Source organism: Leucobacter tenebrionis, assembly GCF_019884725.1.
GTDB classification, from domain to species: domain Bacteria; phylum Actinomycetota; class Actinomycetes; order Actinomycetales; family Microbacteriaceae; genus Leucobacter; species Leucobacter tenebrionis.
In genome coordinates this window covers 1,733,965-1,759,702 of sequence record NZ_CP082322.1, presented here as the reverse complement: position 1 = coordinate 1,759,702, position 25,738 = coordinate 1,733,965, and the positions used below count along the sequence as shown (strand labels likewise).

The following is a 25,738-nucleotide window of genomic DNA, read 5'->3' as shown; positions in this document are numbered from 1 at the left end:
GTGGCCCGCGCAGCCGTACGCAGGGTCGTCACCGGTCACGACGACGACGGGAAGGCCGTCATCCTCTTCGACGGGCCCGCCCCGCACCATTTCGAATCGGACACCATCCCCGGCTTCGGGGCGACCGTGCCGTGGATGACGCTCGACCCCGAGATCGACCACGTCACGGACGTCGACGCGGCGGCGGGCGACGCCGAGGTGCCGTCGTTCCCGGGCCCCGGGCAGACCATCCTGCGCATCGCGGACTTCCCGCCCGACTCGGTGTATCCCGACGACGCGAGCTCGGTCATCTTCACCGAGCTCGACGGTCACGACGAGGCCCGCGCCGGCCACGACAGCAGCGGCGGCAAGCACTTCTGGTTCCACCGCACCGACTCGCTCGACTACGCGGTGGTGCTCGACGGCGAGGTCGTGCTGATGGTCGACGATGGCGAGACGGTGGTGCGGCCCGGCGACATCGTCGTGCAGCGCGCGACGAGCCACGCCTGGTCGAATCGCACCGACCGGCCGGCGCGGATGCTGTTCGTGCTCATCGGCACCCCGGCCCTCTCCGCCGGCGAGATCGCCGAGCGGCGTCGGGCCGGGGCCACCGCCCGGAGCGTCGCGTGATCATCGACCCCGCGGCCGGCGACGGCGAGGTGATCTGGGCTCCGGATGACGCGACCGCGGCGGCCGCCCACGTGACGCGCTTCGCCGGGCTCGCGAGAGCGCGGGGCGCCTCGTTCGGCGACGGCTACGACGAGCTCTGGCGCTGGTCGGTCGACGAGCCGGAGGCGTTCTGGGAGCTGTTCGCGGAGTACGCGGGGGTGGAGCTCGCGGGCGAGGCAGGGCCGGTGCTGCCGGACCCCGCCATGCCGGGGGCGCGGTGGTTCCCCGGCCGCACGGTGAACTTCGCGCGGCACCTGCTCGCCGGGCGCGACGGCGTCGCGCTCATCGCGGTCGACGAGAACGGGACGACCACTGAGACGAGCTGGGAGGAGCTGCGCCGCCAGACGGCCGCGCTCGGTGCGTATCTGCGCAGTCAGGGCGTCGGTGCCGGGGACCGGGTCGTGGGGGTGCTGCCCAACGTCGCTGAGGCGGTGGTGGGGCTGCTCGCCACCGCGGCGCTCGGGGCCACCTGGTCGGTGTGCGCACCCGAGTTCGGACCCGGTGCGATCATCTCGCGGTTCGCGCAGCTGGATCCGAAGGTGGTGATCGCCGCTCCCGGCTATCGGCTGTCGGGTCGGGATCGCGACCGTCGGACCGAGTTGGGCGAGGTGCTCGCGGCACTGCCCGGGGTCGATCGCGTGATCTGGGCGACGGGGCACACCGAGGTGCCGCCGCCCGCGACGGCGCAGCCGAGCGTCGTGTGGGAGGAGGCCGTCTCGGGTCATCACGAGCTGCGCTTCACCGATGTCGAGTTCAGCCATCCGCTCTGGGTGCTCTTCTCGTCCGGTACCACCGGCAAGCCGAAGGGGATCGTGCACGGCCACGGCGGAGCCCTGCTCGAGACTCTGAAGATGCTGCTCATCCACTCGGATCTGAGGCCGGGGGACCGGTACCTGAACGTCGCGTCGACGAGCTGGGTGCTCTGGAACTCCCTGGTCTCCTCCCTCGGCGTCGGCGCGACCGCGGTGCTGCTCGACGGCAACCCCGTCTACCCCTCGGTCGACCACGTCTGGGAGGTCGCCGCCGAGACGCGGGCCGCCGCCGTCGGGGTCAGCGCAGGGTTCATCCACGCGTGCGCGAAGACGGAGCTGCGTCCCAGCGAAGACCACGATCTCTCGGCGCTGCGCTGCGTGCAGGTCACCGGCTCCCCCCTGTCGAGCGACGGGTACCGATGGGTGTACGCGAACGTCGGGGACGTCTGGCTCAGCTCGATGAGCGGGGGAACCGACATCGCCTCGGTGTTCGTCGGCGGCACGCCGACGCTCCCCGTGCGCGTGGGGTACATCCAGGCCCCGGCGCTCGGGGTGCGGGTCGAGTCCTGGGACGAGAACGGGCAGCCCGCGCGCGGCAGGGGCGAGCTCGTCGTCACGGCGCCGATGCCGTCGATGCCGCTCTTCTTCTGGGATGACCCCGGATCCGAGCGCTACCGCGCGAGCTACTTCGAGACGTACCCGGGCGTCTGGCGTCACGGGGACTTCGTCGAGTTCGCGAAGGAGGGAATCCTCATCCACGGCAGAAGCGACTCGACGCTCAACCGCAACGGACTCAGGCTGGGCTCCGCCGACATCTACGCGATCGTCGAGGCCCTGCCCGAGGTCGTCGAGGCGCTCATCGTCGGCGCCGAGATCGGCGACGACGGCTACTACATGCCGCTGTTCGTGAGACTCGCCGAGGGCGTCGACGAGTCGGCGGCGCGAACCGCGATCGTCGCGGCGATCCGCACGCATCTCTCGCCGCGGTACGTGCCCGACGACATCGTCGTCATGCCCGGGATCCCGCACACCCGGACCGGCAAGAAGCTCGAGGTCCCGGTGAAGCGGCTGATCCAGGGGGCCTCCCTCGCCGAGGTGGCCGACCTCGGGGCCGTCGACGATCCCGCACTGCTCTCGGCTTACGCGCGCTTCGCCGAGGAGCGGGAATCCGCGGTGCTGCCCGCGAGCTGAACGACCCGGCGATCCCCGTCCACGACATCCTTCGACGAAGCAGGAGACCCCCATGACGCACACCGATGCCCAGCGACTCACCGGCACCCGCGGCTCTTCCGGAGACCCGCGACTCACCCCTCGCCAGTGGGTGGCGTTCCTTCTCATCGCGCTGGTGCTGCTCGCGGACGGCATGGACGTCACCATCGTCAGCCACATCTTCCCCTCGCTCATCGAGCAGTGGGGCGTGTCCATCGGGGGCGGGATCGCCGCGCTCGTCTCGGCGGGGTTCATCGCGATGGGGGTAGGTGCGCTCGTGGCCGGTCGGGCGGCCGATCGCTGGGGGCGCAAACCCGTGCTGGTGACGACCACCCTGCTCTTCGGGGCGGGCACCGCGCTGGGGGCGAGTTCGACCGACTTCGCGTCCTTCTCCGCCTGGCGCCTGCTCGCCTGCCTCGGGATGGGAGCCGCGATGGCGACGGGCAACACGCTCCTCGCCGACCTCATGCCGCCGAGGCGCCGGTCCGCCATGCTCGCGACCGCCTACGCGTTCGTGGGCCTCGGCACCACCGTCGGCGCGACGCTCGCCGCCGTCATCATCCCGACCGCTGGGTGGGAGGGGCTGCTGATCGCCGGAGGCGCGATCCCGCTGGTCATCGCCGTCGTGCTGGCCCTGGTGGTGCCGGAGGCCCCGCCCTTCCTCGTCGCCCGAGGCGATCTCGAGAGGGCGGCGCGAGCCGCGGCCAGGCTGGACCCCCGCTCGGTGGGAGCCCTGTTGGAGGGAGCGGCGCAGCCGAGAGGGACCGCGGATCACGGCGCCTGGCGGCAGCTCTTCTCGAGGCGCTTCGCCCCGCGGACGATCCTGCTCTGGGCCTTCGGGTTCTTCTCGCTCGGCACCCAGCTGATGGTGGTGCAGTACCTGCCGACCATGCTGCAGCTTCCCGAGCCGGGACTCGATACCGTGCAGAGCAGCACCATCGTCGGGGCGTACGGCTTCACCAGCGTGCTGGGCGGTCTGCTGCTCGGCGTCGTCCTGGTGCGGGCCTCGCGGTTCGCGACGATCGGGATCGCGCTCGCGCTGACGGCGATGGCCGTGCTGGTGATCGGGCTCGCGCCGTCACCGGGCTACGGCGCGCTTCTGGCGCTCCTCTCGGTCACCGGCTTCCTGCTGCCCTCGGCCTGCGGCCCGACGCGCTCGGTGCTGGCCGCGGCGGCGTATCCCACCGACGTGCGCGGCACCGGGGTGGGATCGACCGAGTTCAGCGGGCGGCTCGGATCGGCGGCGGGCGGTGCGGCGGGCGGAGCGCTGATCGGCGCGGGCCTCGGTCTCAGCGGGTTCTTCTCAGCGCTGCTCGTGCCCGTGTTCATCCTGCTCGCCCTGCTCGCCGGCCTCCGCGCCGTCTCCCGGCACTCGGATTCGGCGGTCGAACCGCAACCCGCCGGGGCCGCGGCCTGAGCCGGGGCGCCGAAAGCGCGTATCCTCGAGAGATGGCAGTACGAAGCGAGCAGAGCCATCGCGCGATCCTCGAGGCGACGATGAGCCTGCTGGACGAACACCGGCCCGATGCGCTCAGCGTGCGAGAGCTCTCCATCGAACGCATCGCCCGCGAGGCCGGGGTGAGCAAGACCACCATCTACCGGTGGTGGCCGAGCAAGACCGAGCTGATCATCGACACGTTCCTCGACAATCACGTGGCGCGCACCGCGATCAGGGAGGATCTCCCGGCGATCGACGCGCTTCGAGAGCACATGGTGTCGCTCGCCGAGATCTATTCGGGGCACGAGGGGCGCCTGATCGCCCAGCTCGTCGCCGAGTGCCAGTTCCAGAGCGCTGCCATGACCGCGTTCAAAGAGCGGTTCTGGTACCAGCGGAGAGACGTCGTTGCCGAGCTCATCCATCGGGCGGTGCGCGAAGGCAGCCTACGCGATGATCTCCGACCCGATGAACTCGTCGAGATGCTGTACGCACCGATCTACTTCCGTCTGCTCTGGCACGAGGGCGAACTGGACCGTGCGACAACGGAGCGTCGCCTCTCCTCGGCGCTGGAGGGCATCCGCGCCCGACCTTGAGGCCGATAGGCGCCCGGAGCAAGAGGGGTGCGGAGCCGGGTCGGCTCCGCACCCTTGCCGGTCAGCCCTTGGCGCCGTAGATCGGCATCCTGGCCTGCTCCTCCTCGTTGTCGGGCCCGAGGGGGATGCCCATGCGATCCTTCACCAGCAGCGTCGAGATGAGCGCGAGCACCACGATCGTCGACAGGTAGATCTGCACCGACACCGTGGTGCCGGTCGCCTGGACGAGCGCGGTGGCGATCATGGGCGCGAACGCCCCGCCCACGATCGCGCCGATCGCGTACGAGATCGACACGCCGGAGAAGCGGACCGAGGCGGGGAACAGCTCCGAGTACAGGGCGGCCTGGGGACCGTAGGTGAGGCCGAGGCCCAGGGTCAGGAGCGCCAGCCCCAGGAACAGCATGCCGATGCTGCCGGTGTTCACGAGCGGGAACAGCGCCGCGATCCCGATCAGCAGCGAGACCCAGCCGATGATGTAGGTGGTGCGGCGGCCGATCTTATCGCAGAGCCAGCCGCCGACCCACGTGAAGATCAGCCAGGTGGCGGCGGAGCCGGTGACCGCCAGCAGCACCGGCGCGGGCTCCATGCCGAGCGGACCCTCGGGGTCGGTCGCGTAGCGCTGGATGTACCCGCCCGTCGACATGTAGCCGACCGCATTGTTGCCGGCGAAGATGAGGGCGGCCAGGATGACGAGCGGGGTGTAGCGGCGGAAGAGCTTGCCGACCGGGTTCTTCGTCGCCTCCGCGCGCTCGGCGATCTCGGTAAAGACCGGGCTCTCCTCGACGCGGCGCCGGATGTAGAAGCCGATCAGGATCAGCACGAAGCTGAACAGGAAGGGGATGCGCCAGCCCCAGGAGAGGAAGAACTCCTGCCCGGGAAGTGCGACGAGCGCCATGACACCCGACGCGAGCAGCATGCCGAGGGGCACGCCGATCTGCGGGGAGCAGCCGTAGAGACCGCGCTTGGTCTTCGGTGCGTGCTCCACGGCCATCAGCACGGCGCCGCCCCACTCGCCGCCGGCCGAGACGCCCTGCAGCACGCGCAGCAGGATCAGCAGCACGGGAGCGGCTGCTCCGATGGTCGCGTATGTCGGCAGCAGGCCGACCAGCGTGGTCGCCGCACCCATCAGGATGAGCGTCCACATGAGTACGACGCGCCGGCCGTACTTATCGCCGAAGTGACCGGCGAGGAACGCCCCGAGCGGACGGAACAGGAAGCTGATGCCGACGGTGAAGAACGACAGGATCTGCGCCATCCCCGCCCCGGCCGGCTCGAAGAAGAGCGCCGCGAAGACGAGGGCGGCTCCCTGCGCGTAGATGAAGAAGTCGTACCACTCGACGGTCGTGCCGACCACGGTGGCGAAGACGACGCGTCGTCTGTCGGTCTCTGTGGCGATCGTTCCCGTCGGTGTGAGACTCGATTCTGCGGACGTACTCATATCGATTCGACTCCTTCGTCTATCGTGATCGAGGGCAGGCTCTGAGAAGCGCGCTTGCCGAGCATGTTACTTGCCCGGAGACCCCGACGCGCGACAGGGTGCTCGCGGGGGCCCTTCTCACGACGGCCAATCGACCCCTCGAGCGAACTCGATCAGCGCTCGGGTTCGCGCGGGCACCGGTCTGTCGACCGCCCAGACCATGTCGACCGCCACGGGTCGCACCTGCGGCACGATCGTCTTCGCCACCAGCGGCAACCCCTCGTAGCTGTTCGGATTCGCCACGCGGGAGACGAGGACGCCGTAGCCCAGGCCGCGTGCGACGAGTGTGCGCACCACCTCGTAGCTCGCGGTGCGGTGCTTGATGCGGGGGCGGAGGCCCCGCTCGGCGAACACCGAGAGGGTGTGCTCGCTGGATGGCGGCGCGTCGAGCAGGATGAGGTCGTCGCCGGCCAGATCCTCCAGCTGCACCGTCTCGCGCGCGGCCAGCGGGTGACCGGCGGCGAGCAGTGCGTGGGCCTGCAGTTCGTACAGTCTGGCGCGTTCGGTGTCGACCGGCACGAGCATGTCGTAGACGACCGCCACATCGATGCGGCCGGATGCGAGGTCGTGGGCCAGACGGTCCTGCGTGGACTCCCGGATCGAGAGCTCGATGCCGGGGTGGAGCGCGGCGAAGTCCTGCAGCAGCGGGGGAAGGATCGTGGGGGCGAGGGTGGGGTAGCAGCCGAGCACGACGGGGCCCGAGAGCCGCCCCTCGCCTCCCACGGAGCGGTGCAGCTCCTCGGCCTCTGCCAGCATCCGCCTGGCGTGCTGCACGAGTCGGCGGCCGGCCGGGGTGAGCGTGAGGCCGTGGGCGCGCCGACGCACGCAGAGCCGCTCGCGCATCGCGGACTCGAGTTCCGTGATGGCGTCGGACATGGCCGAGGGTGAGACCCGGAGCGTCTCCGCCGCGCCCGTGATGGTGCCCTCGTCGGCGGCCGCGACGAAGTACGCGAGCTGCCGCAGGGTGAACGACGGCAGCGGGGCGGAGGAGTTCGCGGGCATGCGGCAATTCTCACACGTATCCGAATAATCAATGCAGATAATTCCGTTTTTGTTTCGTTATGCACCGCGCGCATACTCGAAGACATACTGCAGTTCAGAACAACGAGGTGTGCAATGACGAGCAACGAGGCTCCGGTCGCCGACTGGGTCACCATTCCCGACCTCTACCGCGATCCCTTCCCGATCTACGAGCGGCTCCGCGCCGAGGGCGGCGTGCACTGGGTGCCGCAGGTCGGCCGTTACCTCATCACCTCCTACGAGGCGGTGCACGAGACCGAGCTCGATCAGCAGATCTTCTCGGCCGATGAGCAGGGGTCGCTGCAGATCCGGGCGATGGGCCACTCGATGCTGCGCCGGGATGATCCCGAGCACTACATCGAGCGGAAGGCCTGGCAGCCCGCGCTCCGGCCCGGCGCGGTGCAGCGCATCTGGAAGGCGAAGTTCCAGCGCAACGCCGAGCGCTACCTCGAAGAGCTCATCGCGAAGGGGCCGGGAGCGGATCTGATCTGGGATTTCTCGGCGCCCTTCGCGGCCGAGAGCCTGCGCGAGCTCATCGGCCTGCACAATGCCACGCAGCAGGATCTGCAGCGCTGGTCGCAGACCATGATCGACGCGACCGGCAACTACGCCGACGATCCGGAGGTGTGGGCGCTCGGCAAGCAATCGTTCGACGAGGTCGACGCGGCGCTCGACGAGATGCTCGCGTGGCACGCCGCGAATCCGAACGAGTCGCTGCTGTCGCAGCTGCTGCAGATCCCCGACTACAAGATGCCGATCGAGCGGATCAGGGCCAACGTGAAGATGACGATCGGCGGCGGTCTCAACGAGCCGCGCGATGCGCTCGGCGTGGCGGCCTGGGCGCTGCTCACCCACCCCGAGCAGCGTGCCGCGGTCGAGCGGGACCCCTCGCTCTGGCAGGCCGTCTTCGACGAGACGATCCGCTGGGTCGCGCCGATCGGGCTGTACTCGCGCCAGGTCACGCGGGACACCGAACTCGCGGGTGTGCGCCTTCCCGCCGGCGCCCGGCTGGGCATCTGCATCCTCTCCGCGAACCGCGACGAGCGAGTCTGGAACGATCCCGCGGCCTTCGACATCCGCCGCGAGGCGAAGCCCCACCTCGCCTTCGGCAAGGGCGTGCACGTCTGCCTCGGAGCCTGGGCCGCGCGGGCCGAGGTCGCCGAGGTGGCGCTCCCGCTGCTCTTCTCGTCGCTGGAGGGACTGTCGCTCATCGACGAGGATCCGGCGGAGATCGGCGGCTGGGTGTTCCGTGGCATGCTGAAGCTGCCCGCGACGTGGAGCGGGCGTCGATCAGGATCCGGAGTCTCCGACAGCCGGGCCGCCGAAGCGCGCACCGACGACGCCCCCGCGCCCCGCGTGGCGATCGTGGGATCCGGACCCGCCGGCAGCTTCACCGCGCAGGCTCTGCGGCGCACCTTCCCCGCTGCGCCGATCGAGGTGTTCGACGAACTGCCCACGCCCTACGGGCTCGTGCGCTACGGCGTGGCGGCCGACCACCAGGGCACGAAGGCGGTGGCCCGGCAGTTCGATCGGCTCTTCACCGAGGAGGGCGTGCGGTTCAGGGGCAACTGCCGCCTGGGAGTCGACTTCGCCCTCGAGGAGCTCGAACGGGCCTACGACGTCGTGGTGCTCGCCACCGGTATGCACCGCGACGCCGAGCTGCCGGTGCCCGGCGCCTCGCTCCCGCGCGTGCGCGGTGCGGGAGCGGTCACCCGATTCCTCAACACCCACCCTGACGAGCAGGCGCCCGAGCCGCTGGGGGAGAGCGTGGTCGTGGTCGGGCACGGCAACGTGGCGATGGACGTCGCCCGCCTCGTCGCTCGAGACGCCGCGGGCCTCGAGGGGTCCGATATCGACGATGCCGCCCACCGGCGCTTCACCGAGCGGGTGCGCACACTGCATCTCGTGGGGCGCAGCGCCCCCGCGTCGGCGAAGTTCGACCCCGTGATGGTGCGCGAACTGGCCGGGCTGCCCGGGGTGCGGCACGTCGTGCACGGCGCGGGAGAACTGCCCGACGACGGACGCGACGCGCGCATCGACGCGGTGCGGGCGCTCCTCGCGGATCCCGTTACCGACCCGCGCGTCACCCTGGAGTGGTGGTTCGGCCTCTCGCCCGAGCGGCTGGAAGGGATGGAGCGGGTCGAGGCCGCGGTGTTCAGCGGCGCGGAGGGGGAGGTGCGGATCCCCACCTCCGATGTGATCACCGCAGTCGGATTCGCCTCCGACACCGGCGCCCCCGTCGAACCGGGCGCCCACCCCGACGGCCGGGTGAAACCGGGCCTCTACACCGCGGGCTGGCTGCGCCGCGGGCCCCGCGGCACGATCCCGGATCAGCGGGCCGACGCACGGGACCTCGCGCTCATCGTTGCCGCGGACCTGCAATCGGGCGCCGTGACGGCCTCCGCACCCGGTTTGCCCTCGATCGACGGGGAGACCGACTTCGACGGCTGGCGCCGCATCGACCTGCGGGAGCGCCTCACCGCTGCCCCCGGCCGCGAGCGGGCGAAGCTGCAGAGTCGCGAAGCCCAGCTCGAGGCCGCGGGCGACGCGAGTCTCGAACTGCCGCCGCTCGACGCGGGCGGCGTCGCGGAGATCGGAGCGGAGGTGCCGACGACGATCCTCTTCGGCACCGAGTCGGGTGGTGCGGAGCTCGTGGCCGACGAGCTCTCGCGCCTCTTCGGGGAGGCGGCGGATGTGCGGGTGCGGGACCTCGGAGACGTGCGCGCCGACGAACTCGATCCCGCGCGGATGCACCTCATCGTGTGCTCGACCTACGGAGACGGCGAGGTGCCGAGCTCGGCCCAGCCGTTCGTGCGCCGACTGCTCGAGGAGCGCCCCGACCTCGCGGGTGTGCGCTATGCGGTGTTCGGCATGGGCGACCGCAGCTACGAGCGCACCTACTCGCGCGGCAGCGAACTCGTCGACGAGGCGCTGCAGGCGTGCGGAGCCTCGCGGCTGGGGGAGTACGGCCGGCACGACGCAGGCGGGTCGATCCCGGCGGCGGAGGCGGCCCGCGACTGGGCGGCGGGCGTCTTCGCCGAGGTGGCGGCCGCGACGGTCTCCCGCGCGTGAGGGGCCCTCGGGCCGGCGTCGGGCGGAAACGCGGAGTCTCAATCTGCTGTCTCACCCATCGGTGAAGCAGCAGATTGAGACTCCGCGTTCAAGCAGCGGGCGATTCGGGACGCGAACCCGAGATCAGGTGACCGCGGCGGCCGCAATCGCCTGATCCGGGAACGCCGCGAGTGCCCGGCGCGCACGCATGTGGGCGCCGGGCGCGTTGATCGTCTCGACGGCCGATACGCGACCATCGCGCACCCGCTCGACCACGAGTTTGCCTCCGTCGCCGCGCTCGACCACTCGCGCGGCATCTCCCGGCATTGCGATTCCCGCGATCTGCAGCCGCCGTTCCCCCTGCGTGCTCCAGAACCAGGGCACCGCACGGTATCCGCTCTCCGGCCCGCCCGTCAGCAGACCGGCGACGTAGCGCGCCTGGTCTGTGGCGTTCTGCACCGATTCCACGCGCATTTCGCACTCCGCGAAAGGGCTGGGATAGCGTGCGCAGTCGCCGATCGCGAAGATTCGGGGATCGCTGGATCGCAGGTTCACATCGACCTCGATCCCGCCTGCGATCCTGATCCCCGCCTCCCGCGCGAGTTCGTCGCGCGGTTCTGCGCCGATCGATACGACGACTCGTGAGGCGGGGATCGCGGTCCCGTCCTTCAGCTCGACCGCACTGACGCGGCCTCGGTCGCCCGTGATTCCGGCGATCTCGACTCCGCAGCGGATCTCGATGCCGAGGCCCGAGTGAAAGTCGGCGAGGGCCTCAGCGCTCTCCCGGCTCAGTACACGACCAAGGATCTGGGGTGCGACCTCGAGTATCGTCACTCGGCCGTGCTTGGAGGCTTCTGCGGCTACTTCTAGGTTCAGGAAGCCTCCGCCGATGAATACGGTATCCCCGCCGCGCTCGAGGTCCTTGCGCAGGGTGTCGGAGTCTTGCACGGTGCGGACCGAGTGGATGCCGGAGAACTCGCTCCCGGCCAGCGAAAGCCGCCTGGGTGTGGATCCCGTCGCGAAGATCAGAGCGTTGTAGGCGAGTGCCGTCCCATTGCTCAGCGCGACTCGCTGTCGCACGGTGTCGAGCGACACCGCCGCGACACCCAGGTGCGTCGCAATCTGATCGCGTTCCAGCGATTCAAGGCTTCTGAGCAGCAGATCATGCTCAGATTCGACACCAGAGAGGTATCCCTTCGACAGCGGTGGGCGCTGATACGGCGCGCGGTTCTCCTCTCCGACGAGATGGATCGCGCCGACCCAGCCGCGCTCTCGCAGCGTCACTGCCGCAGTGAGGCCTCCCTGGCCCGCCCCCAGGATCACGGCGTCGCCGTTCACGTCACACCTGCCTCTCGGGGAGGCGCACCACGAGCTCGTCGAAGTGATCACCGGCGCGCAGCTGGCATCCGAGGCGGCTGTTCTCGAGGCGCTCGTCGGCGGTGCACTCCAGCATCTCCTCCTCGTCGTCGCCGACCTCGGGCAACTCGCCATCGGTGCGCTCCACGAAGACATGGCAGGTGGCGCACATCGCCTGTCCGCCGCACTCTCCGATGATGCCCTCGACGCCGTTCAGGATCGCGGCGCGCATCACCGAGACCCCCGGTTCCACCTCGACGTCCCGGGAGTCCCCGGCCGGCTCCACGTAGCTGATCCTCGGCATCCTTGCCTCCTTCGATCGTCCTGTCACGACCCGCGCTGCGGGCGTCTCCACCGATGATGACGGATCGCCTACCCCTATGGAAGCGGAAAAAGTCGTAGTGCTTCCCCGGCTAACCCGGGATAATGCCGTCATGGATACTCGTGAAGCGCTCGACCTCTCTCGCCGTCTTCCGTCGCTGCCCTTCACTCTGCGTCAGATCGAGTGCTTCCTCGCCGTCGCCGACTCCGGTTCGATCTCGGGTGCCGCTGCCGCCCTGCACGCCTCCGACTCGGCGGTTTCCGACGCGCTCACGGCAATGGAGCGCGCGCTCGGCGCCTCGCTCTTCAAGCGGCAGAGATCGCGCGGCGCCACCCTCACCTCGGACGGGCTGACGATCCTTCCGCTGGCCCGAAGAATCGTTACGGACGGTGCAGAACTCACCGCTTCGGTCGGGCGCGAGCAGTCCTCGATCGTCGGCCCGGTGCGTATCGGCCTCATCAATACGCTCGCGAGTCTCATCCTCCCGCGTCTGCTCATCGCGACCCGCCAGAACTACCCCGGTGTCCACATCGAGTACCGGACAGGCGATCTGGGCACGATGCTCTCTGCAGCCGAGGGTGCTGAACTCGACCTGGTCGTCACCTTCGACATCGAGGTCCCGCCGGAGTACGAGCGCGTCGCGCTCACCACCACCGAGGCGATGCTCGTCGTATCGGAGGAGCATCCGCTCGCATCCCGCGACAGCGTCGATCTCTCGGAGGTCGCGGAGGAGCCGATGATCATGCTCGATATCGCGGCCAGCCGCACTCACACGCTCGAGATCATGTCGAGCCGGGGCATAACCCCTCGCATCGCTCACCGGACCGCCGATTACGAGCTGTGCCGAGCGCTCGTGGGGCGCGGGCTGGGGTACACACTGCTGATGCGGCGCAATGTCTCGCCCGAGACGTGGGACGGACGCCGTGTCGTCTACCTGCCCATCGTGCCGGCTCCCAGACCCGTCGAGGTGCTCGTCGCCTGGCCGCAGAACCCTCTGCCCCCCAGGGTCGCCGCGGTGGTCGACTGCGCGAAGCAACTGCGAGGAGAGATGATGACGAGCTTGGGCGACCGTCTGGGGTGAGGATGCCGGCTGATGGACTCGACGAGGCAATCCCCGGATTATCCGTGATCAAAGACCGGAAAGCACCGTTTGAGGCGAGGTTGTTTCGTATGCAGGATGATCCGTGAGCAACGAACACGGATCTGCAAAGGAGCAGCCATGCCCGGCACTGCACTCGCCGCCGTCGAAGTCCCGGTGGCCGACTGGTTCGATCCGCGGGAGGCGATGCGCGATCCATACCCCAGCTACGAGCGGCTTCGAGAGACGGGACCAGTGGTCTTCGCGCCCGCCGTCCAGCGCTACTTTCTCACCACGCACGCGGCGGTGAGCTGGGCCGAGCAGCACCCGGAGCGCTTCAGCTCCTACTCGGAGCAGAACCTCACCATGATGCGCGCGCTCGGCGGGCGTCCGATGCTGAGGAAGGACGATCCGGCTCACGCGGCAGAGCGCTCCGCCATCAACCCCACTCTGCGACCCAGGGCCATCAAGGAGGTGTGGTCGCCCAGCTTCGAGAAGAACGTCGACCGCTGGATCGCTCGGCTGCTGGAGATCGGCCCGGCGCACGCCGATCTGAACCGCGACTTCGCGGCGCCGGTTGCGAGTCAGAACCTCATCGACCTGCTGGGCTTCCCATCGGACGTGCACGTCGACGACATGCGCCGCTGGTCCACCGACTACATCGCCGGAATCGGCAACCTGCTCGACGACGCCGATATCTGGCGGCGCTGCGATCGGAGCCAGGCGGAGGTGAACACGATCCTCGATTCGCTGCTGCCGGTGCTGCGCCGCACCCCCGACGGGTCGATCACCTCCCACCTGCTCCAAGTCGGTCTCCCGGAGGAGACCGTACGCGCGAACGTCCACCTGACGATCTCGGGCGGGATGAACGAGCCGCAGCACATGATCACGAACATCGTCTGGGCGCTCTCCACGCACCCGGACCAGCGGGCCGAGGTGCTGGCGGGCGAGGTCGCCTGGGGCGACGTCTTCGAGGAGACCGTGCGCTGGCAGTCGCCGATCGGAATGATTCCGCGTGAGCTCGTCGACGATACCGAGCTAGAAGGATTCTCGCTGCCCGCCGGCGCGAACATGGGTCTCCTGCTCGCGAGCGCCAACCGTGACGAAGCGGTGTTCCCGCACGCAGCGCACTACGACGTGCGCCGGCGTGCGCGCGGACACCTCGGCTTCGGCGCGGGAGTGCACATGTGCGCCGGCCGCTGGGCCGCCAAGACCGCGGTGGGAGAGTACGCCTTGCCGCGCCTCTACGAGCGGATCCCCGGTCTCGAACTCGCGACCGACCGCGACACCCGCTGGGACGGCTGGGTGTTCCGCGGGATCACGGCCCTGCCCGTGACGTGGTGACGGATCCCGTACCAATCCGCCGCGTCTTCTCACCCACCCAACCATCAGACAAGGACGTCGAACTATGACCAGCACCGCCTCAGCCGACCTCGGAACCGAGAGTACCGGCCGCGAACGCCGCAAGGTCGTCGCGGCATCGATGATCGGCACCACGATCGAGTGGTACGACTTCTTCATCTACGCCTTCGCCGCGAACCTCGTGCTGGCGAAGCTCTTCTTCGAACCCGCAGGCCCGGGCATGATGCAGATCCTCTCGCTCGTGACCATCGGCCTCTCCTTCCTCTTCCGCCCGCTCGGCGCGTTCCTCGCCGGGCACTTCGGCGACAAGCTCGGGCGTCGGCCGATGCTCGTCATCACACTGCTGCTGATGGGGGTCGCGACGGTCGGGATCGGACTGCTGCCCACCTACCAGACCATCGGGATGGCCGCTCCCGCGATCCTCATCTTCTTGCGCATCCTGCAGGGCATCTCCGCGGGCGGCGAGTGGGGCGGCGCCGTGCTGATGTCGGTCGAGCACGCGCCCACGGGCAAGCGCGGTCTGTACGGCATCTTCCCGCAGCTGGGTGTGCCGTTCGGCATGCTGCTCGCCTCCGCCATGCTCGCGCTCATGGGGGCGATCGCTCCGGGAGAGGCGTTCGAGGTGTGGGGTTGGCGCGTGCCGTTCCTGTTCTCGGTCGTGCTGATCGTGGTGGGCTTCGTCATCCGCCGCACCGTCGACGAGTCGCCGGTGTTCAACGAGATCAAGGAGACGCGTCAGCAGGAATCGGCGCCGATCGTGCAGGTGCTGAAGCAGCACCTGCCGCTCGTGATCGTCAGTGCGCTGTTCTTCGCGGGCAACAACGCCGTGGGCTACATGCTCACCGGAGGCTACGTGCAGGGACTCGCCTCGCGCCTCGAGGATCAGGGCGGCCTGGGCTACAATCCCGTGCACGTTCAGCTCGCGGTGCTCACCGCTGCCGTCGTCTGGGCGGCCTCCACTCTCGCGGCGGGCGCTCTGACCGACAGGTTCGGCCGTAAGCCCGTCGTGACGGTCGGTTGGTTCGTGCAGGCCGCGGGCATCATCCCGCTGTTCCAGTTCGTCTTCAACGGCGGCGTCGGCGGAGTGCTCGTCGGTACGTGTCTACTCGCCGTCGGCCTCGGGCTCACCTACGGGCCGCAGGCCGTGTGGTACTCCGAGACCTTCCCTGCATCCGTGCGCTATTCGGGCATCTCGATCAGCTACGCCCTCGGCGGAGTGCTGGGCGGCGCGTTCGCTCCCACGATCGCGCAGATCCTGCTGCAGTCCTTCGGCACCACCTGGGCCATCGTCGTCTACCTGCTCACCATGACGGCGATCGGGCTGCTCGCGACGTCGCTGCTGAGAGATCGTACGGGTGTCCCGCTCGACCTCGACTTCGAGCGGAGCGGCGAGTGGAAGGACTGGAGGCCGGCGAAGCGCTAGCTCCGGGCTGAGCTCGTCTCTCGAAAGGTGGGAGTCGCGACACGCGGTCTCGTGTAGCGCGAGTGCGCTGCGAGGCAGCATGTCGCGACTCCTGTTCCGCGCCTCGGCGACTCGGGACGCGAACCTCAACCGATCGTCGCGAAGCGCTCCACATCGGCGGCCGTACCGCTCACGATGATGAGGTCGTGCGGCGACACCACCGTGTCCTGAGTCGCGTGGGTGAACGGCTGACCCGGAGTCTTCACACCGACCACCGTGACGCGGTAGCGGGTGCGCACCCCGCTCTCGGAGAGCGAGCGACCGCGGATCGAGCGGGGCGGGTACATCTTCGCGATCACGTAGTTGTTGTCGAACTGGATGAAGTCGAGCATGCTGCCGCTCAGCAGGTGTGCGACGCGCTCGCCGGCCTCCCGCTCGGGATAGATGACGTGGTTCACGCCGATCCGCTCGAGGATCTTGCCGTGCGAGAGCGAGATCGCCTTCGCCCAGATCTGGGGGATGCCGAGATCAACGAGGTTCGCGGCGATCAGCACGCTCGCCTCGATCGATGCGCCGGTGGCGACGACCGCGATCTGGAACTCGTCGGCGCCGATCTGGCGCAGCGCTTCCATGGAGCGGGCATCGGCCTGCACGGCGTGGGTCACACGATCCGCCCACTTCTGCACGAGCTGGGGATCGGTGTCGACGACCAGCACCTCGCGGTCCTGTCGGTCGAGCTGTCCTGCGGTCGCGGCGCCGAACCGGCCGAGGCCGATCACGATCACCGGGGCGTCACTGCGAATATCAACCAACGATCGGCCTTTCCTCGGGGAGTTTGAACAGGCGGGAACGGCTCGACGCCGCAACGGCCGCGGCAAGCGTCACCGTTCCCACGCGGCCGGCCCACATGGTGGCCGCGAGAATGTATTTGCCGGGATCCGAGATCTCGCTCGACAAGCCGGTCGATAGCCCGCAGGTGCCGAACGCCGAGATCACCTCGAAGAGCACGATGTCGAGCGGGCGGCCGGTGAAATGCAGCAGCGCGACCGTCGAAACGAGGATGATCGTCGCCCCCCAGATGAGGATCGACACCGACACGCGCAGCACCTCGTCGGGGATGCGGCGGTCGAAGACCTGGATGTCGCGGTACCCGCGAGCCTCGGCGTAAGCGGCGAGGAACAGCACGGCGAGCGTGGTGACCTTGATGCCGCCGGCGGTCGACGCCGATCCCCCGCCCACGAACATCAGCATGTCCATGGCCAGCAGCGTCGATCCGTTCATATCGACCGGGTCGATGATGCCGAGGCCGCCCGAGCGCGTCATCACCGACATATAGCCGGAGCTGAGCAGCGTCTCCCAGAACCCGTGACCGCCCAGCGTGTCGGGGTTCGCGAACTCGAGCCCGCCGATGGCGACCCAGCCCACGATCACGAAGATGAGGGTGGTGGTGAGGGTGAGCTTGGCGTGCAGGCCGAGGCGCTTGTGCGCGCGCCAGCCGCCGCCCGTCACGTAGCGGTAGAGCGCGAAGATGACGGGGAAGCCGATCGCGCCCAGGAACACGCCGATGGCGAGCACGGTCAGCAGGTAGACATCGGTGTCGAAGGGGGCGAGCCCCCCGGGCAGCGGTACGAAGCCGGTATTGGTGAAGGCGGATGCGGCGAGGTAGAAGCCGTTCCAGAGGGCGTGCCAGAAGTCGTATCCGGCGACCATCAGCCGCGGTGTGATGAGTATGGTGAGGGCGGCCTCGATCACCACGAGGCTCGCCGCCACCGCGACCAGCAGGCCGCCGATCTCGCCGAGACCGACGGCCTGGCTCTCGGATACGTCGCGGCCCATGCGCATCGGGTTGGTGTCGCCTGCGGCGAGCAGTCGCTGCCGCAGGCCGAGGCGGCGGGTGACGGTGAGGCCGAGGATGCTCGCGAGGGTGAGCACGCCGATGCCCCCGATCTGCAGGCCGGCGAGGATCACCAACTCGCCGAACAGCGACCAGTTCGATGCCATGTCGACTGTCGAGAGCCCCGTGACGCAGATCGCCGAGACGGCGGTGAAGAGCGCGTCGGCGAGCGGGGTCATCGTGCGCGAGTTGCTCGCGATCGGCAACGAGAGCAGGGCCGTCCAGAGCAGGATGAGGCTGGTGAAGACCATCAGCGCGAAGCGGGCGGGCGAGGAGTGGATCATCGCGTTGATCCAGGATTTCTGCGGGAGCGGGGCGGCAGCCCGACGGCTCAAGGCGCGTGCCCTCACGACTCCTTCTTTCCCTGCTTCGTTCCCTGGGACCCGCGGCGCCGGACGATGCGCCGGACCGCTTTCAATAGCAGTCATGCTACACACGCCGGGCCGTTCCGGCACGGGGTAGACGAGCTCCGGCTCGGCACGGGCGGGCGAGAAACGCCCTGGCCGACTAACCTTGAGGCTATGCCAGATATTTTCGGAGTCATCGCCGACGCGACCCGGCGCGATATTCTTCGTGTGCTGCTCGAGCGACACCAGCAGGACGCCGAGATGAGCGTCTCCGAAATCGTCGCCCAGTTGGAGATCAGTCAGCCGACGGTGTCGAAGCACCTGAAGGTGCTGCGCGAGGCCGAGCTGGTGACCGTGCGCGAGGAGGGACAGCATCGCTTCTATGCGCTCGATCCCGAGCCGCTCGAGATGGTCGAGGACTTCGTGATCCCGTTCCTCTCGGCCGGTTTCGACACCGAGGTGACGGTCGAGTATCTCTCCGAGGACGGGGATCGGGTGCCCGGCCCCGACGGGGACGACCCGTTCGGCGACCCCCTCGACGAGAGCGAGGTGCTCTCGGAGGAGACCGCCGCGGCGGCCGAGCGGATCGGTCGCGCCGCGGCCCGAGCCGAGCATCGGGTCAAGGAGCTGGTGGCACGCTTCAAGCTCCGTTCGTAGGGCTGTCGGGCGACGGGGTCGCCGGTCGTTTCGCGCTCATCGGCCTGACAGAGTAATATAAGTGTTTTGTGGGCCGCGATACCTTCGGCCCGAGAGACGTTGTGAGGTAACCGTGGGTTCAGTAATTAAGAAGCGCCGCAAGCGCATGTCCAAGAAGAAGCACCGCAAGCTGCTTCGCAAGACGCGCCACCAGCGCCGCAACAAGAAGTAATCGCCCCCTGCGCTGCCGTTCCCTTGGCCGCGCAGGAGCGCGAGGTACGGAGGGCACCGGGCTGCGCCCGGTGCCCTTCCGTCTTTTCGCTGACGCGCGGTTCCGCGTGCGCGGCCTCGTAGAATGATCGATCGTGACGAACGTCGAGCTCACCCTCATCGGCAAACCCGGTTGCCACCTCTGCGACGATGCTCGCGAGGTGATCGCCGCTGTACGCGGTGAGCTGGCGGAGCGCGGGATCGCCACCTCCCTCCGGGAGCTCGACATCTTGCAGGACCAGCAGCTCGCCAGGCTCCACTCCGAGAACATCCCGGTGGTGTTGATCAACGGCCGCCGCCACGCGATCTGGCGCGTCGATCCCGACCGGTTCAGCGCCGCAGTGGAGAAGGCTTCGCGTCGACCGCGGCTGTTCTCGCGTAAGTGAGCAGGACGCAGCGCAGCGCAGTGTTCTCGCCATCCCGCTCGCACCCGGCGTCCTGCGTGCAGTCGCAGGATCTCAGTCGACTCCCCTGCCGGCCCGTTCAACCCGAAGGAACCCCATGACCCTGCGCCACATCGTGAGCTGGAAGTTCGCCGGCGAGACCCGTGACGAGCGCGACGCCCAGGCAGCCCGAGCCGTCGACCTCATCGAACCGCTGCGGGAGCGCGTCGCCTCGGTGCGCGCCCTCACCCTGCACCGGAATGAGCTGTTCGACGGCGCCAACTACGACCTGACCCTCATCGCCGACTTCGACGACGCCGAAGGCCTGGCCGCGTACGCGCAGCACCCCGAGCATCTGCCGGTCGTCGACTACATGAAGACGGTGACCTCGGCGCGCGCCGCGACCGATTTCACGGTCTGAGTGATCGGAGGCGGCTTCACGGTCGCGTTCCCGCTCTCGCGCGGTACTCGCTCGGGGTGACACCGAGCAAGCGCCTGAAATCGGTTGTGAAGTGCGCGTGATCCGCGTAGCCGAGTTCGTTCGCGAGTGCGGCGATGGTGAGTTCGGGCTGCTCTCGCAGGCGCTCAGCGCCCTCCTGGATGCGCCGCCGCCGGATCATCGAGTGCAGCGAGAGGCCGAAGAAGCGATCGGCGACGCGCTGCAGGGTGCGGACCGAGACGTGCAGACGATCCGGAAGCTGGTCGACGCGCGTCAGCGCGGGATCCCCGAGTTCCTCCGCCAGTCGATTCGCGAGTGCGCCGTCACCCGGTGTGCTCGGTGCGGGAATTCGCTCCCGGATCCACTCCGAGAGCAACGAGACAGCCCGCTCGCGGCGTGCGGCGCCGGAAGACTCGGGATCCTCCATCGCTCGGTTCACCTCGGCGAGCAAGCGCGGAGCTTCGACGATGCGAGTGGCGTCGCGGATCGTCGCGGGATCCGGCGCCAACGACGGCACCGCAGCGGGTCTGAGCAGCGCTCCCACCGCCCAGCCGCGCCCCGTCAGCACTCGCTCTGAGCGCCGCGTCGCCGGACCGACCGCGGTCACCGCTGCGGGCTCCACGACCAGATTGCAGACGGGAAAGGGCAGCAGCTCTTGCCGGGACTCCTCACCGTCGGCGAGATCCCACTCGGGGATCCAGAACCAGCGCACCGCGTGCTCCAGTTCGCGGCGCGGTGGCATCCGATGGAACTCGGGCAGGCGGTGCGGGTAGAGCACACCGCGCCGTTCCTCGTCGACCATTCCTGTGCCCGCCCTTCCGACCGCTCCGGCGCGTCAGCCCGTCCCCGCGACCCGGCCGCGAACCGGCGCGATCTGGCGCGAATCTGCAAGCCGTTCGCGAGGCACGATCCTACGCTGAGGGCATGAACGCACATGAGAGCCGCGCCGCGAACGGCGCGCACACGACGGACGGAATGCCCCACGGCTCGACCAGTCTCACTCCCTTCCTCGCGATCCCGAGGGCGGGCGAGGCGATCGAGTTCTACCGCGATGTCTTCGGCGCCCGGGTCGTCGACGTGACCGAGATGGGCGGGGTGGTGGCGCACGCCGAGCTCGACTTCGGCAAGGGGCACCTGCAACTCGGTGAGCCGGTGTCGGACTATCACCTCGTCGCCGCGCCGGAGGGCGAGGACGACTGCTACTCGATGGGTCTGTACGTGCCCGACGTGGACGCGGTCGTGGAACGCGCGGTCGCGGCCGGTGCCGTGGTGCGCGAGGCGCCGAGCGACTTCGTCTCGGGTGACCGCTTCGCGAGCATCCGCGATCCGTTCGGTGTGCGCTGGTCGGTGATGACGCGCGTCGAGGATCTGTCGGAGGAGGAGAGCGCCGCCCGCGTGAGGGAATGGGCGGGATCCTTTGAAGGTTGAACGCGGCAGCGTTCAACCAAGGATCGCGCTGGCCCCACAGGGTCGGGAATTTTCAGATCTGAACGCGGAGCGTTCAGCAAATTCTGCGCCGGGCCTACTGGCCCGTAGACCTCAGCCCAGCTCTTCTCCGGCGAGATGGCGGCCGAAGTTGGTGAGGGCCTCGTCCCAGCCGTCGTAGACGAAGCCGTCGCTGGGCTTGCCCTCGATGCCGCGCAGGTGGAAGACGAGTTCGGTGCGCTCTCCCTGCGGGGTGAGGGTCAGTGTGATGACCGGAGCGGTGGCGACGGCGGCGTCGGGCTCGCCCCAGGTGAAGACCAGTCGTTCGAAGGGCTCTACCTCGAGGTACTCGCCTCCGGTCGGGTACTCCTCGCCGGTCTCGTCATTGGTCATCGTGTACCGGTAGCGGCCGCCGACGCGGACGTCGAAGGAGACGCGGTCGGTGGAGACCCCGAAGGGGTGCAGCCAGTGCGCGAGTTCGGCTTCCTCGGTCCAGGCGCGCCATACGAGTTCGGGCGGGGCGTCGAAAACGCGGGTGATCGAGAACTGAGGGGCCTGCGCGGTTGAGGTGTCGGTCGTGTTCATGATGCTGTTTCTTGTCTGTTGTCGGTGCTCGGACGGGTCTTCATGGTCTGCAGGTGCTCCTCGAGGGCGTCGAGGCGCAGGTTCCATTCGCGGCGTTGCCGCTCCACCCAGGCGGAAGCCTGGTCGAGGGGCTCGGCCCGCATCGTGAGGGTCCGCCACTGAGCCTGGGTCGTGCGGGTGACCAGCCCCGCGCGCTCCAGCACTTTCAGGTGCTGAGAGATCGCGGGAGCGCTGACCGCGAACGGCTCGGCCACCTCGCCGACGGTCGCCGGGCCCTGAGCGAGCCGCGAGACGATCTCGCGCCGTGTCGGGTCGGCGAGTGCCGCGAATACGAGGCTCAGGGGGTCCGATGCAGGCATTTCAACTCTTTCTTAATTAAGGAATAACTTTATTAAGCCACAACACCGAGCGCCAGAGAGTCAGCTCTCCTTCTGGCGCCACCTGAAGAGCCCCGATCCGGCATCCGGTTCCTGCTGCTCCCAGACCGCGGGCTCATCCCAGACGCGCACTCGATCCGTGAGCCAGAACGTCTGGTCCGGATTCCAGCCGGCGATCACGCTCGCCCGTGGGTTGTGGGCGGGATCCGGGGCCGAAGGATCGCCGAGGTCGATCGCGCGCCCTGCCGCGGTGAGGTAGGCGTGCGTCGTCAGATGCACGCCGTCGTAGTGCCCGGCGACCTGCTCCCAGTCGGGCATCACCCATTCCCCGGCGCGGCCGGTCGTGCGGTACCAGTCCTGCCGCTTCTCCGCGGTCACGGCGAGCGGGAACTCCCGGCAGAGATCGGCCCAGTCGTCAGCCGTGCGGATGACAGCGATCTCGAGCCCCGGAGGAATCCCCACCGGGCGCGCGACTGCGCGATCCCACCCGAAATCGTCCTCCACCAGGTACAGGCCGACAGGCCCGAATCCGTCCAGCTCGCGGGTCGAAGTGGCGAGATCGTACGGAGGGACCGACCACCACTCCCCGCTTCAGTTCGCCGCCGGATCGAGTGGCCGCTCCCGGCGCGACCGCTCCTCGCAGGCGCGCACGTGCTCGCCCCACTCCCGCAGGACTCCGGAGACGGGACGCTGCACGGGTCCGGTACCGTGATGCGCCTCGTCCTCCCAGCCCACGGCCCACTGCCGCGGTGGCCCCGATCCTGCATCGCCGAAGGCGTCGAGCCACCAGGCTACGGCGGGCGATGCGACGATGGCCCCGGCGGCGCGCAACAGGGGCCCGCGCAGCTCGGGGTCCGCCGCGAGCATGTCTTCACCGTCCGGCGGTTGCCAGTAGGCAGCGCGACTCACCGTCATCGTCAGCGCTGCCAGCAGGTCGGCGTCGCCGAGCCGGGCCAGCGGTATTCCGGTCAACGCGTCCGCCGGTGAACCGGTGCTGCTCTCCCGGCGCGGCCGGGGCATCTCGCGAGCGCCCCAGCCGAAGTACGCGCGGGCGACCGGCCTGTCGGGATCAGCCTGACGGGCGGCGTGGCGAACGGTGCTCGCGCGCCATTGCTCGCGCGCATCCGCCTCGATCATGCGCTCGACCGCCGCCATCGCGACCTCGAAGCACAGCCTGCGACCGCGCGGGCCGGCGAGCAGTGTGTCCGGCTCGAAGAACATGCCCTCAGCCTAGGCGAGGGCTACGAGGCTTTCGTCATCGAGATGACGCTTCCGGCCCTTCGCCGGTGCTGACGAAGGCCGTAGGTGTCATCTCGATCACGCGGAGCGCTGGGGCGCGGGCGCGGGTGAGCCCTCTCGCCGCAGCGACCCCGATCACTGCGGCGAGAGCTCCGCGATCAGAGCTTCGACCCGGCTCTTGATCTGGTCGCGGATCAACCGCACCGTTTCGACGCCCTGCCCCGCGGGGTCGTCGAGCTTCCAATCCTCGTAGCGTTTACCCGGGAAGAAGGGACACGCGTCGCCGCACCCCATCGTGATGACGACGTCCGAGGCCTGCACCGCCTCCGGCGTGAGCACTTTGGGCTGCTCGGTCGTGATGTCGATGCCCTCCTCGAGCATGACCTCGACGGCGACGGGATTGATCCGGTCCGCCGGCACGGAACCCGCCGAGCGGACCTCGATGCGGTCGCCCGCGAGCTGCCGGAGGTACCCGGCCGCCATCTGAGAGCGCCCGGCGTTGTGAACGCACACGAACAGTACGGAGGGTCTGGTCATCGGGGGCTTCTTTCGTCGATCGAGTGAGCGTGGCATCGAGCTTACGGGCCCGGAACTCGGGCTCATCGCGGATTGGGAGACCTGTCACCGATTGTTCATCTCGCCCCGGTTGACCCCGTGGGCTCCGCGCCCGAACCGAACAGGTGCTCGTCTGCTCCGGCGATGTGGGCGAAGAGCTCGGGATCGAGCGGGGCTCCGGTTCGGATCACGGAGTAGTCGCCGTGCGGCTCGAGGATGATGCACTGCACCTTGGATGGGTGGCCGATCCCGGCGCGGCGCATCGACGAGTGCAGGTCGGCCTGGGAGGTGTGCGTTCTGCGGCAGGCGGCCTCGATCGACCGACCGTGCGCGAACACGAGCGTGGGCTGGGCGCTGATGAGCTTGCGCGAGGCCCAGGTGCGTTCGATCGCGCCGAAGATGGCCTCTTCTCGCCGAGACGGCCTCTTTTCATCGAGCAGGGCCGAGATTCGCGCGAATTCTAGGCCGACTCGACGCTTCCAGGCCGACTCGATATCCGGCGATGCAGAGGCCGGCGTCGGCCGTGAGGGCCTGGGGCTGTTCGGCAGCTAAGTCGATGCCCCCTGGTCAGGCGAGCTCGAGGGTGGTGAGGCAGGTGGGATCCTCGCCGCCCGTCGAGAGCTGCGCGGTCGCGGTCCGGCCGTCTCGCTCGACGGTGAGCGTGGCGTCGATGCCGCGGGGGAGCCAGACGCCCGCGAAACCGTTGTCGTAGGTCTGCCGGCTCTCATCGAGGATCACGCTGCCGTCGGCCTCGTCGGTGACGGTGATCTCGATGTCTTCGCCGCTGAGCTCGCCCAGGCAGGTGGTCAGGCTGTGGAAGTAGCAGTCGTGGGTCTGGTCGACGTAGGGAGCGAAGGAGACGTAGAACTCGTCTTCGGGCATCTCGAATACCGTCTCGTTCTCGGCGGTGTCCGTGAGGAGGAGGGTGTCGGGCTGAACCGAAGCGATGAGCCCCGCGGGGCGCTCGGCGACGGGCATCGTGTCGAGGCGCTCGATGATCTCGCGTGCGTCGAGCCCGTCGAGGTCGTATTCTTCGAGCCAGGATGCGGAGGCCTCGGATCCGGAGCTTCCGGAACCTCCAGAGCTCGTGACGTCGCTCCCCGGCCTCCCCGGCGCCGCCGTGCCGACCTGTGTGCAGGCGGTAAGCAGCGCGATCGCGCTGAGCGTCGCGAGGGCGGCGGAGAGGGGGCGTGCGATGGTGCGCAAGGGCGTTGCTCCTCGGGGTCGGAACGCGAGTCTGCGCAGCAGCTTACCGGCCGTCGCTGACCGCCGCCGGTCTGCTCGGAAGGGTCGGAGCGTGTGCTCGCGGCACCCCTACTCCGCATCCCACGAGCGCAGATGCAGGCGCTCGCCCACCGTGTTGAAGATGCTGATCACCTCGGCTGGTCGATTCCCGGCTGCGCGCATGCGGTGCGGGGTGGTCGTGTCGAACTCCGCCGCCTCGCCTCGTGAGAGCACGAGCTCCTGCTCCCCGAGGGTGAGCCGCAGTCTCCCCGACATCACGTAGAGCCACTCGTGCCCGTCGTGCGTCTGCGGGGCGCACTCGAGGGCGTGCGGGTGGTAGGTGATCTTGAACGCGCGCACCTCTGATTCTTCGCGGGTGAGCGGCGCGATGGTCATGCCCTCGCGGCGGATCGTGTCGCGGTGCACGCGCGGGTCGCGATTACGGGGCTCGAGGAGATCATCGATGCGGATCCCGAGCTGCCTGGTCAGCGGCAGCAGCAGCTCGAGGCTCGCTTGGCGCTTGCCCGATTCGAGTCGGGAGAGCGTGCTCGCCGACATGCCGGCGCGCTCCGCGAGGTCGTCGAGCGTCCAGCCCCGTTCCTGCCGGGCCGAGCGCAGTCGTGCCCCGAGCTGCCGAAGTTCGTCCATGGCGCAAC

Annotated in this window: 28 protein-coding genes; 13 read left to right on the top strand and 15 right to left on the bottom strand. The window is 69.0% G+C overall.

Features of this window, described 5'->3' with window-relative positions; all coding sequences use genetic code 11:
* From KVY00_RS08160 to KVY00_RS08145, 4 genes are read left to right on the top strand one after another with little or no spacing between them, the layout of a single operon-like run.
* Positions 1-609 carry a cupin domain-containing protein gene (locus KVY00_RS08160; protein ID WP_223042504.1) on the top strand — a complete coding sequence of 203 codons (609 nt, stop codon included), beginning with the start codon at positions 1-3 and terminating at the stop codon, positions 607-609.
* Positions 606-2,591 (top strand): acetoacetate--CoA ligase, encoded by a 1,986-nt coding sequence (locus KVY00_RS08155; protein ID WP_223042503.1) that lies wholly within the window; start codon positions 606-608, stop codon positions 2,589-2,591. Before KVY00_RS08160 ends, KVY00_RS08155 begins: the two co-directional genes overlap by 4 nt.
* A 52-nt stretch (positions 2,592-2,643) precedes the next feature.
* On the top strand, positions 2,644-4,026 hold the full coding sequence (locus tag KVY00_RS08150) for an MFS transporter (protein WP_223042502.1): 1,383 nt from the start codon (positions 2,644-2,646) through the stop codon (positions 4,024-4,026).
* 32 nt (positions 4,027-4,058) lie between these two features.
* A complete protein-coding gene (locus KVY00_RS08145) occupies positions 4,059-4,640 on the top strand; it encodes a TetR/AcrR family transcriptional regulator (protein WP_223042501.1) in 582 nt (193 codons plus the stop codon).
* A 61-nt stretch (positions 4,641-4,701) separates the two neighbouring features.
* Here KVY00_RS08145 and KVY00_RS08140 read toward each other — a convergent pair whose 3' ends face one another.
* Both KVY00_RS08140 and KVY00_RS08135 read right to left on the bottom strand, forming a co-directional pair.
* Positions 4,702-6,078 carry an MFS transporter gene (locus KVY00_RS08140; protein ID WP_223042500.1) on the bottom strand — a complete coding sequence of 459 codons (1,377 nt, stop codon included), beginning with the start codon at positions 6,076-6,078 and terminating at the stop codon, positions 4,702-4,704.
* A 117-nt stretch (positions 6,079-6,195) separates the two neighbouring features.
* Positions 6,196-7,119 carry a LysR substrate-binding domain-containing protein gene (locus tag KVY00_RS08135; RefSeq protein WP_223042499.1) on the bottom strand — a complete coding sequence of 308 codons (924 nt, stop codon included), beginning with the start codon at positions 7,117-7,119 and terminating at the stop codon, positions 6,196-6,198.
* A 114-nt stretch (positions 7,120-7,233) separates the two neighbouring features.
* Between KVY00_RS08135 and KVY00_RS08130 the strand changes: the two genes are divergently transcribed.
* The gene (locus KVY00_RS08130; protein WP_223042498.1) at positions 7,234-10,209 is read left to right on the top strand and encodes a cytochrome P450; all 2,976 of its coding nucleotides are present in this window, start codon (positions 7,234-7,236) and stop codon (positions 10,207-10,209) included.
* 123 nt (positions 10,210-10,332) lie between these two features.
* On the opposite strand, the gene KVY00_RS08125 is transcribed toward KVY00_RS08130, so the two are convergent.
* Entirely contained in the window at positions 10,333-11,526 is a 1,194-nt protein-coding gene (locus tag KVY00_RS08125) for an NAD(P)/FAD-dependent oxidoreductase (RefSeq protein WP_223042497.1), read from the bottom strand.
* Between the two features lies 1 nt (position 11,527).
* Complete coding sequence (locus KVY00_RS08120) at positions 11,528-11,848, bottom strand: 2Fe-2S iron-sulfur cluster-binding protein (RefSeq protein ID WP_223042496.1); 321 nt, start codon at positions 11,846-11,848, stop codon at positions 11,528-11,530.
* Between the two features lie 130 nt (positions 11,849-11,978).
* Here KVY00_RS08120 and KVY00_RS08115 point away from each other — a divergent pair, with 130 nt between their 5' ends.
* The 3 genes from KVY00_RS08115 to KVY00_RS08105 all read left to right on the top strand — a co-directional run bounded on the left by KVY00_RS08115 (position 11,979) and on the right by KVY00_RS08105 (position 15,729).
* Positions 11,979-12,947: a LysR substrate-binding domain-containing protein gene (locus KVY00_RS08115; protein ID WP_223042495.1), complete on the top strand. Its 969-nt coding sequence runs from the start codon at positions 11,979-11,981 to the stop codon at positions 12,945-12,947.
* Between the two features lie 138 nt (positions 12,948-13,085).
* The gene (locus KVY00_RS08110) at positions 13,086-14,288 is read left to right on the top strand and encodes a cytochrome P450 (RefSeq protein ID WP_223042494.1); all 1,203 of its coding nucleotides are present in this window, start codon (positions 13,086-13,088) and stop codon (positions 14,286-14,288) included.
* A 64-nt stretch (positions 14,289-14,352) separates the two neighbouring features.
* On the top strand, positions 14,353-15,729 hold the full coding sequence (locus tag KVY00_RS08105) for an MFS transporter (protein WP_223042493.1): 1,377 nt from the start codon (positions 14,353-14,355) through the stop codon (positions 15,727-15,729).
* Between the two features lie 125 nt (positions 15,730-15,854).
* Here the strand turns inward: KVY00_RS08105 and KVY00_RS08100 are convergent, their stop codons facing one another.
* The gene (locus KVY00_RS08100) at positions 15,855-16,520 is read right to left on the bottom strand and encodes a potassium channel family protein (RefSeq protein ID WP_223042492.1); all 666 of its coding nucleotides are present in this window, start codon (positions 16,518-16,520) and stop codon (positions 15,855-15,857) included.
* Complete coding sequence (locus tag KVY00_RS08095; protein ID WP_223045237.1) at positions 16,513-17,886, bottom strand: TrkH family potassium uptake protein; 1,374 nt, start codon at positions 17,884-17,886, stop codon at positions 16,513-16,515. Before KVY00_RS08095 ends, KVY00_RS08100 begins: the two co-directional genes overlap by 8 nt.
* A 237-nt stretch (positions 17,887-18,123) precedes the next feature.
* Between KVY00_RS08095 and KVY00_RS08090 the strand changes: the two genes are divergently transcribed.
* From KVY00_RS08090 to KVY00_RS08075, 4 genes are all read left to right on the top strand, one after another.
* A complete protein-coding gene (locus KVY00_RS08090; protein WP_223042491.1) occupies positions 18,124-18,606 on the top strand; it encodes an ArsR/SmtB family transcription factor in 483 nt (160 codons plus the stop codon).
* A gap of 112 nt (positions 18,607-18,718) precedes the next feature.
* Positions 18,719-18,817, top strand: coding sequence for a 30S ribosomal protein bS22 (locus KVY00_RS08085; RefSeq protein WP_005504750.1), 99 nt, complete (start codon positions 18,719-18,721; stop codon positions 18,815-18,817).
* Positions 18,818-18,950: 133 nt separating this feature from the next.
* Positions 18,951-19,241, top strand: coding sequence for a glutaredoxin family protein (locus KVY00_RS08080; protein WP_223042490.1), 291 nt, complete (start codon positions 18,951-18,953; stop codon positions 19,239-19,241).
* A 115-nt stretch (positions 19,242-19,356) separates the two neighbouring features.
* Complete coding sequence (locus tag KVY00_RS08075) at positions 19,357-19,659, top strand: Dabb family protein (protein ID WP_223042489.1); 303 nt, start codon at positions 19,357-19,359, stop codon at positions 19,657-19,659.
* A gap of 16 nt (positions 19,660-19,675) precedes the next feature.
* Here the strand turns inward: KVY00_RS08075 and KVY00_RS08070 are convergent, their stop codons facing one another.
* Positions 19,676-20,479 (bottom strand): helix-turn-helix transcriptional regulator, encoded by an 804-nt coding sequence (locus KVY00_RS08070; RefSeq protein WP_223042488.1) that lies wholly within the window; start codon positions 20,477-20,479, stop codon positions 19,676-19,678.
* Between the two features lie 122 nt (positions 20,480-20,601).
* On the opposite strand from KVY00_RS08070, the gene KVY00_RS08065 reads away from it, so the two are divergent.
* The gene (locus KVY00_RS08065; protein WP_223042487.1) at positions 20,602-21,105 is read left to right on the top strand and encodes a VOC family protein; all 504 of its coding nucleotides are present in this window, start codon (positions 20,602-20,604) and stop codon (positions 21,103-21,105) included.
* Between the two features lie 111 nt (positions 21,106-21,216).
* Here the strand turns inward: KVY00_RS08065 and KVY00_RS08060 are convergent, their stop codons facing one another.
* The 8 genes from KVY00_RS08060 to KVY00_RS08025 form a co-directional block, all read right to left on the bottom strand.
* Complete coding sequence (locus KVY00_RS08060; RefSeq protein WP_223042486.1) at positions 21,217-21,687, bottom strand: SRPBCC family protein; 471 nt, start codon at positions 21,685-21,687, stop codon at positions 21,217-21,219.
* On the bottom strand, positions 21,684-22,046 hold the full coding sequence (locus KVY00_RS08055) for an ArsR/SmtB family transcription factor (protein WP_223042485.1): 363 nt from the start codon (positions 22,044-22,046) through the stop codon (positions 21,684-21,686). Before KVY00_RS08055 ends, KVY00_RS08060 begins: the two co-directional genes overlap by 4 nt.
* Before the next feature lie 60 nt (positions 22,047-22,106).
* Positions 22,107-22,568 (bottom strand): hypothetical protein, encoded by a 462-nt coding sequence (locus tag KVY00_RS08050; protein ID WP_223042484.1) that lies wholly within the window; start codon positions 22,566-22,568, stop codon positions 22,107-22,109.
* Between the two features lie 87 nt (positions 22,569-22,655).
* A complete protein-coding gene (locus tag KVY00_RS08045) occupies positions 22,656-23,285 on the bottom strand; it encodes a hypothetical protein (protein WP_223042483.1) in 630 nt (209 codons plus the stop codon).
* A 153-nt stretch (positions 23,286-23,438) separates the two neighbouring features.
* Positions 23,439-23,840: an arsenate reductase ArsC gene (locus KVY00_RS08040; RefSeq protein ID WP_223042482.1), complete on the bottom strand. Its 402-nt coding sequence runs from the start codon at positions 23,838-23,840 to the stop codon at positions 23,439-23,441.
* A gap of 95 nt (positions 23,841-23,935) precedes the next feature.
* Entirely contained in the window at positions 23,936-24,217 is a 282-nt protein-coding gene (locus KVY00_RS08035; RefSeq protein ID WP_255572852.1) for a YetF domain-containing protein, read from the bottom strand.
* A gap of 208 nt (positions 24,218-24,425) precedes the next feature.
* Entirely contained in the window at positions 24,426-25,064 is a 639-nt protein-coding gene (locus tag KVY00_RS08030) for a CueP family metal-binding protein (RefSeq protein WP_223042480.1), read from the bottom strand.
* A gap of 108 nt (positions 25,065-25,172) precedes the next feature.
* Positions 25,173-25,730 carry a helix-turn-helix domain-containing protein gene (locus KVY00_RS08025; RefSeq protein ID WP_223042479.1) on the bottom strand — a complete coding sequence of 186 codons (558 nt, stop codon included), beginning with the start codon at positions 25,728-25,730 and terminating at the stop codon, positions 25,173-25,175.
* Positions 25,731-25,738 lie beyond the last annotated feature (8 nt).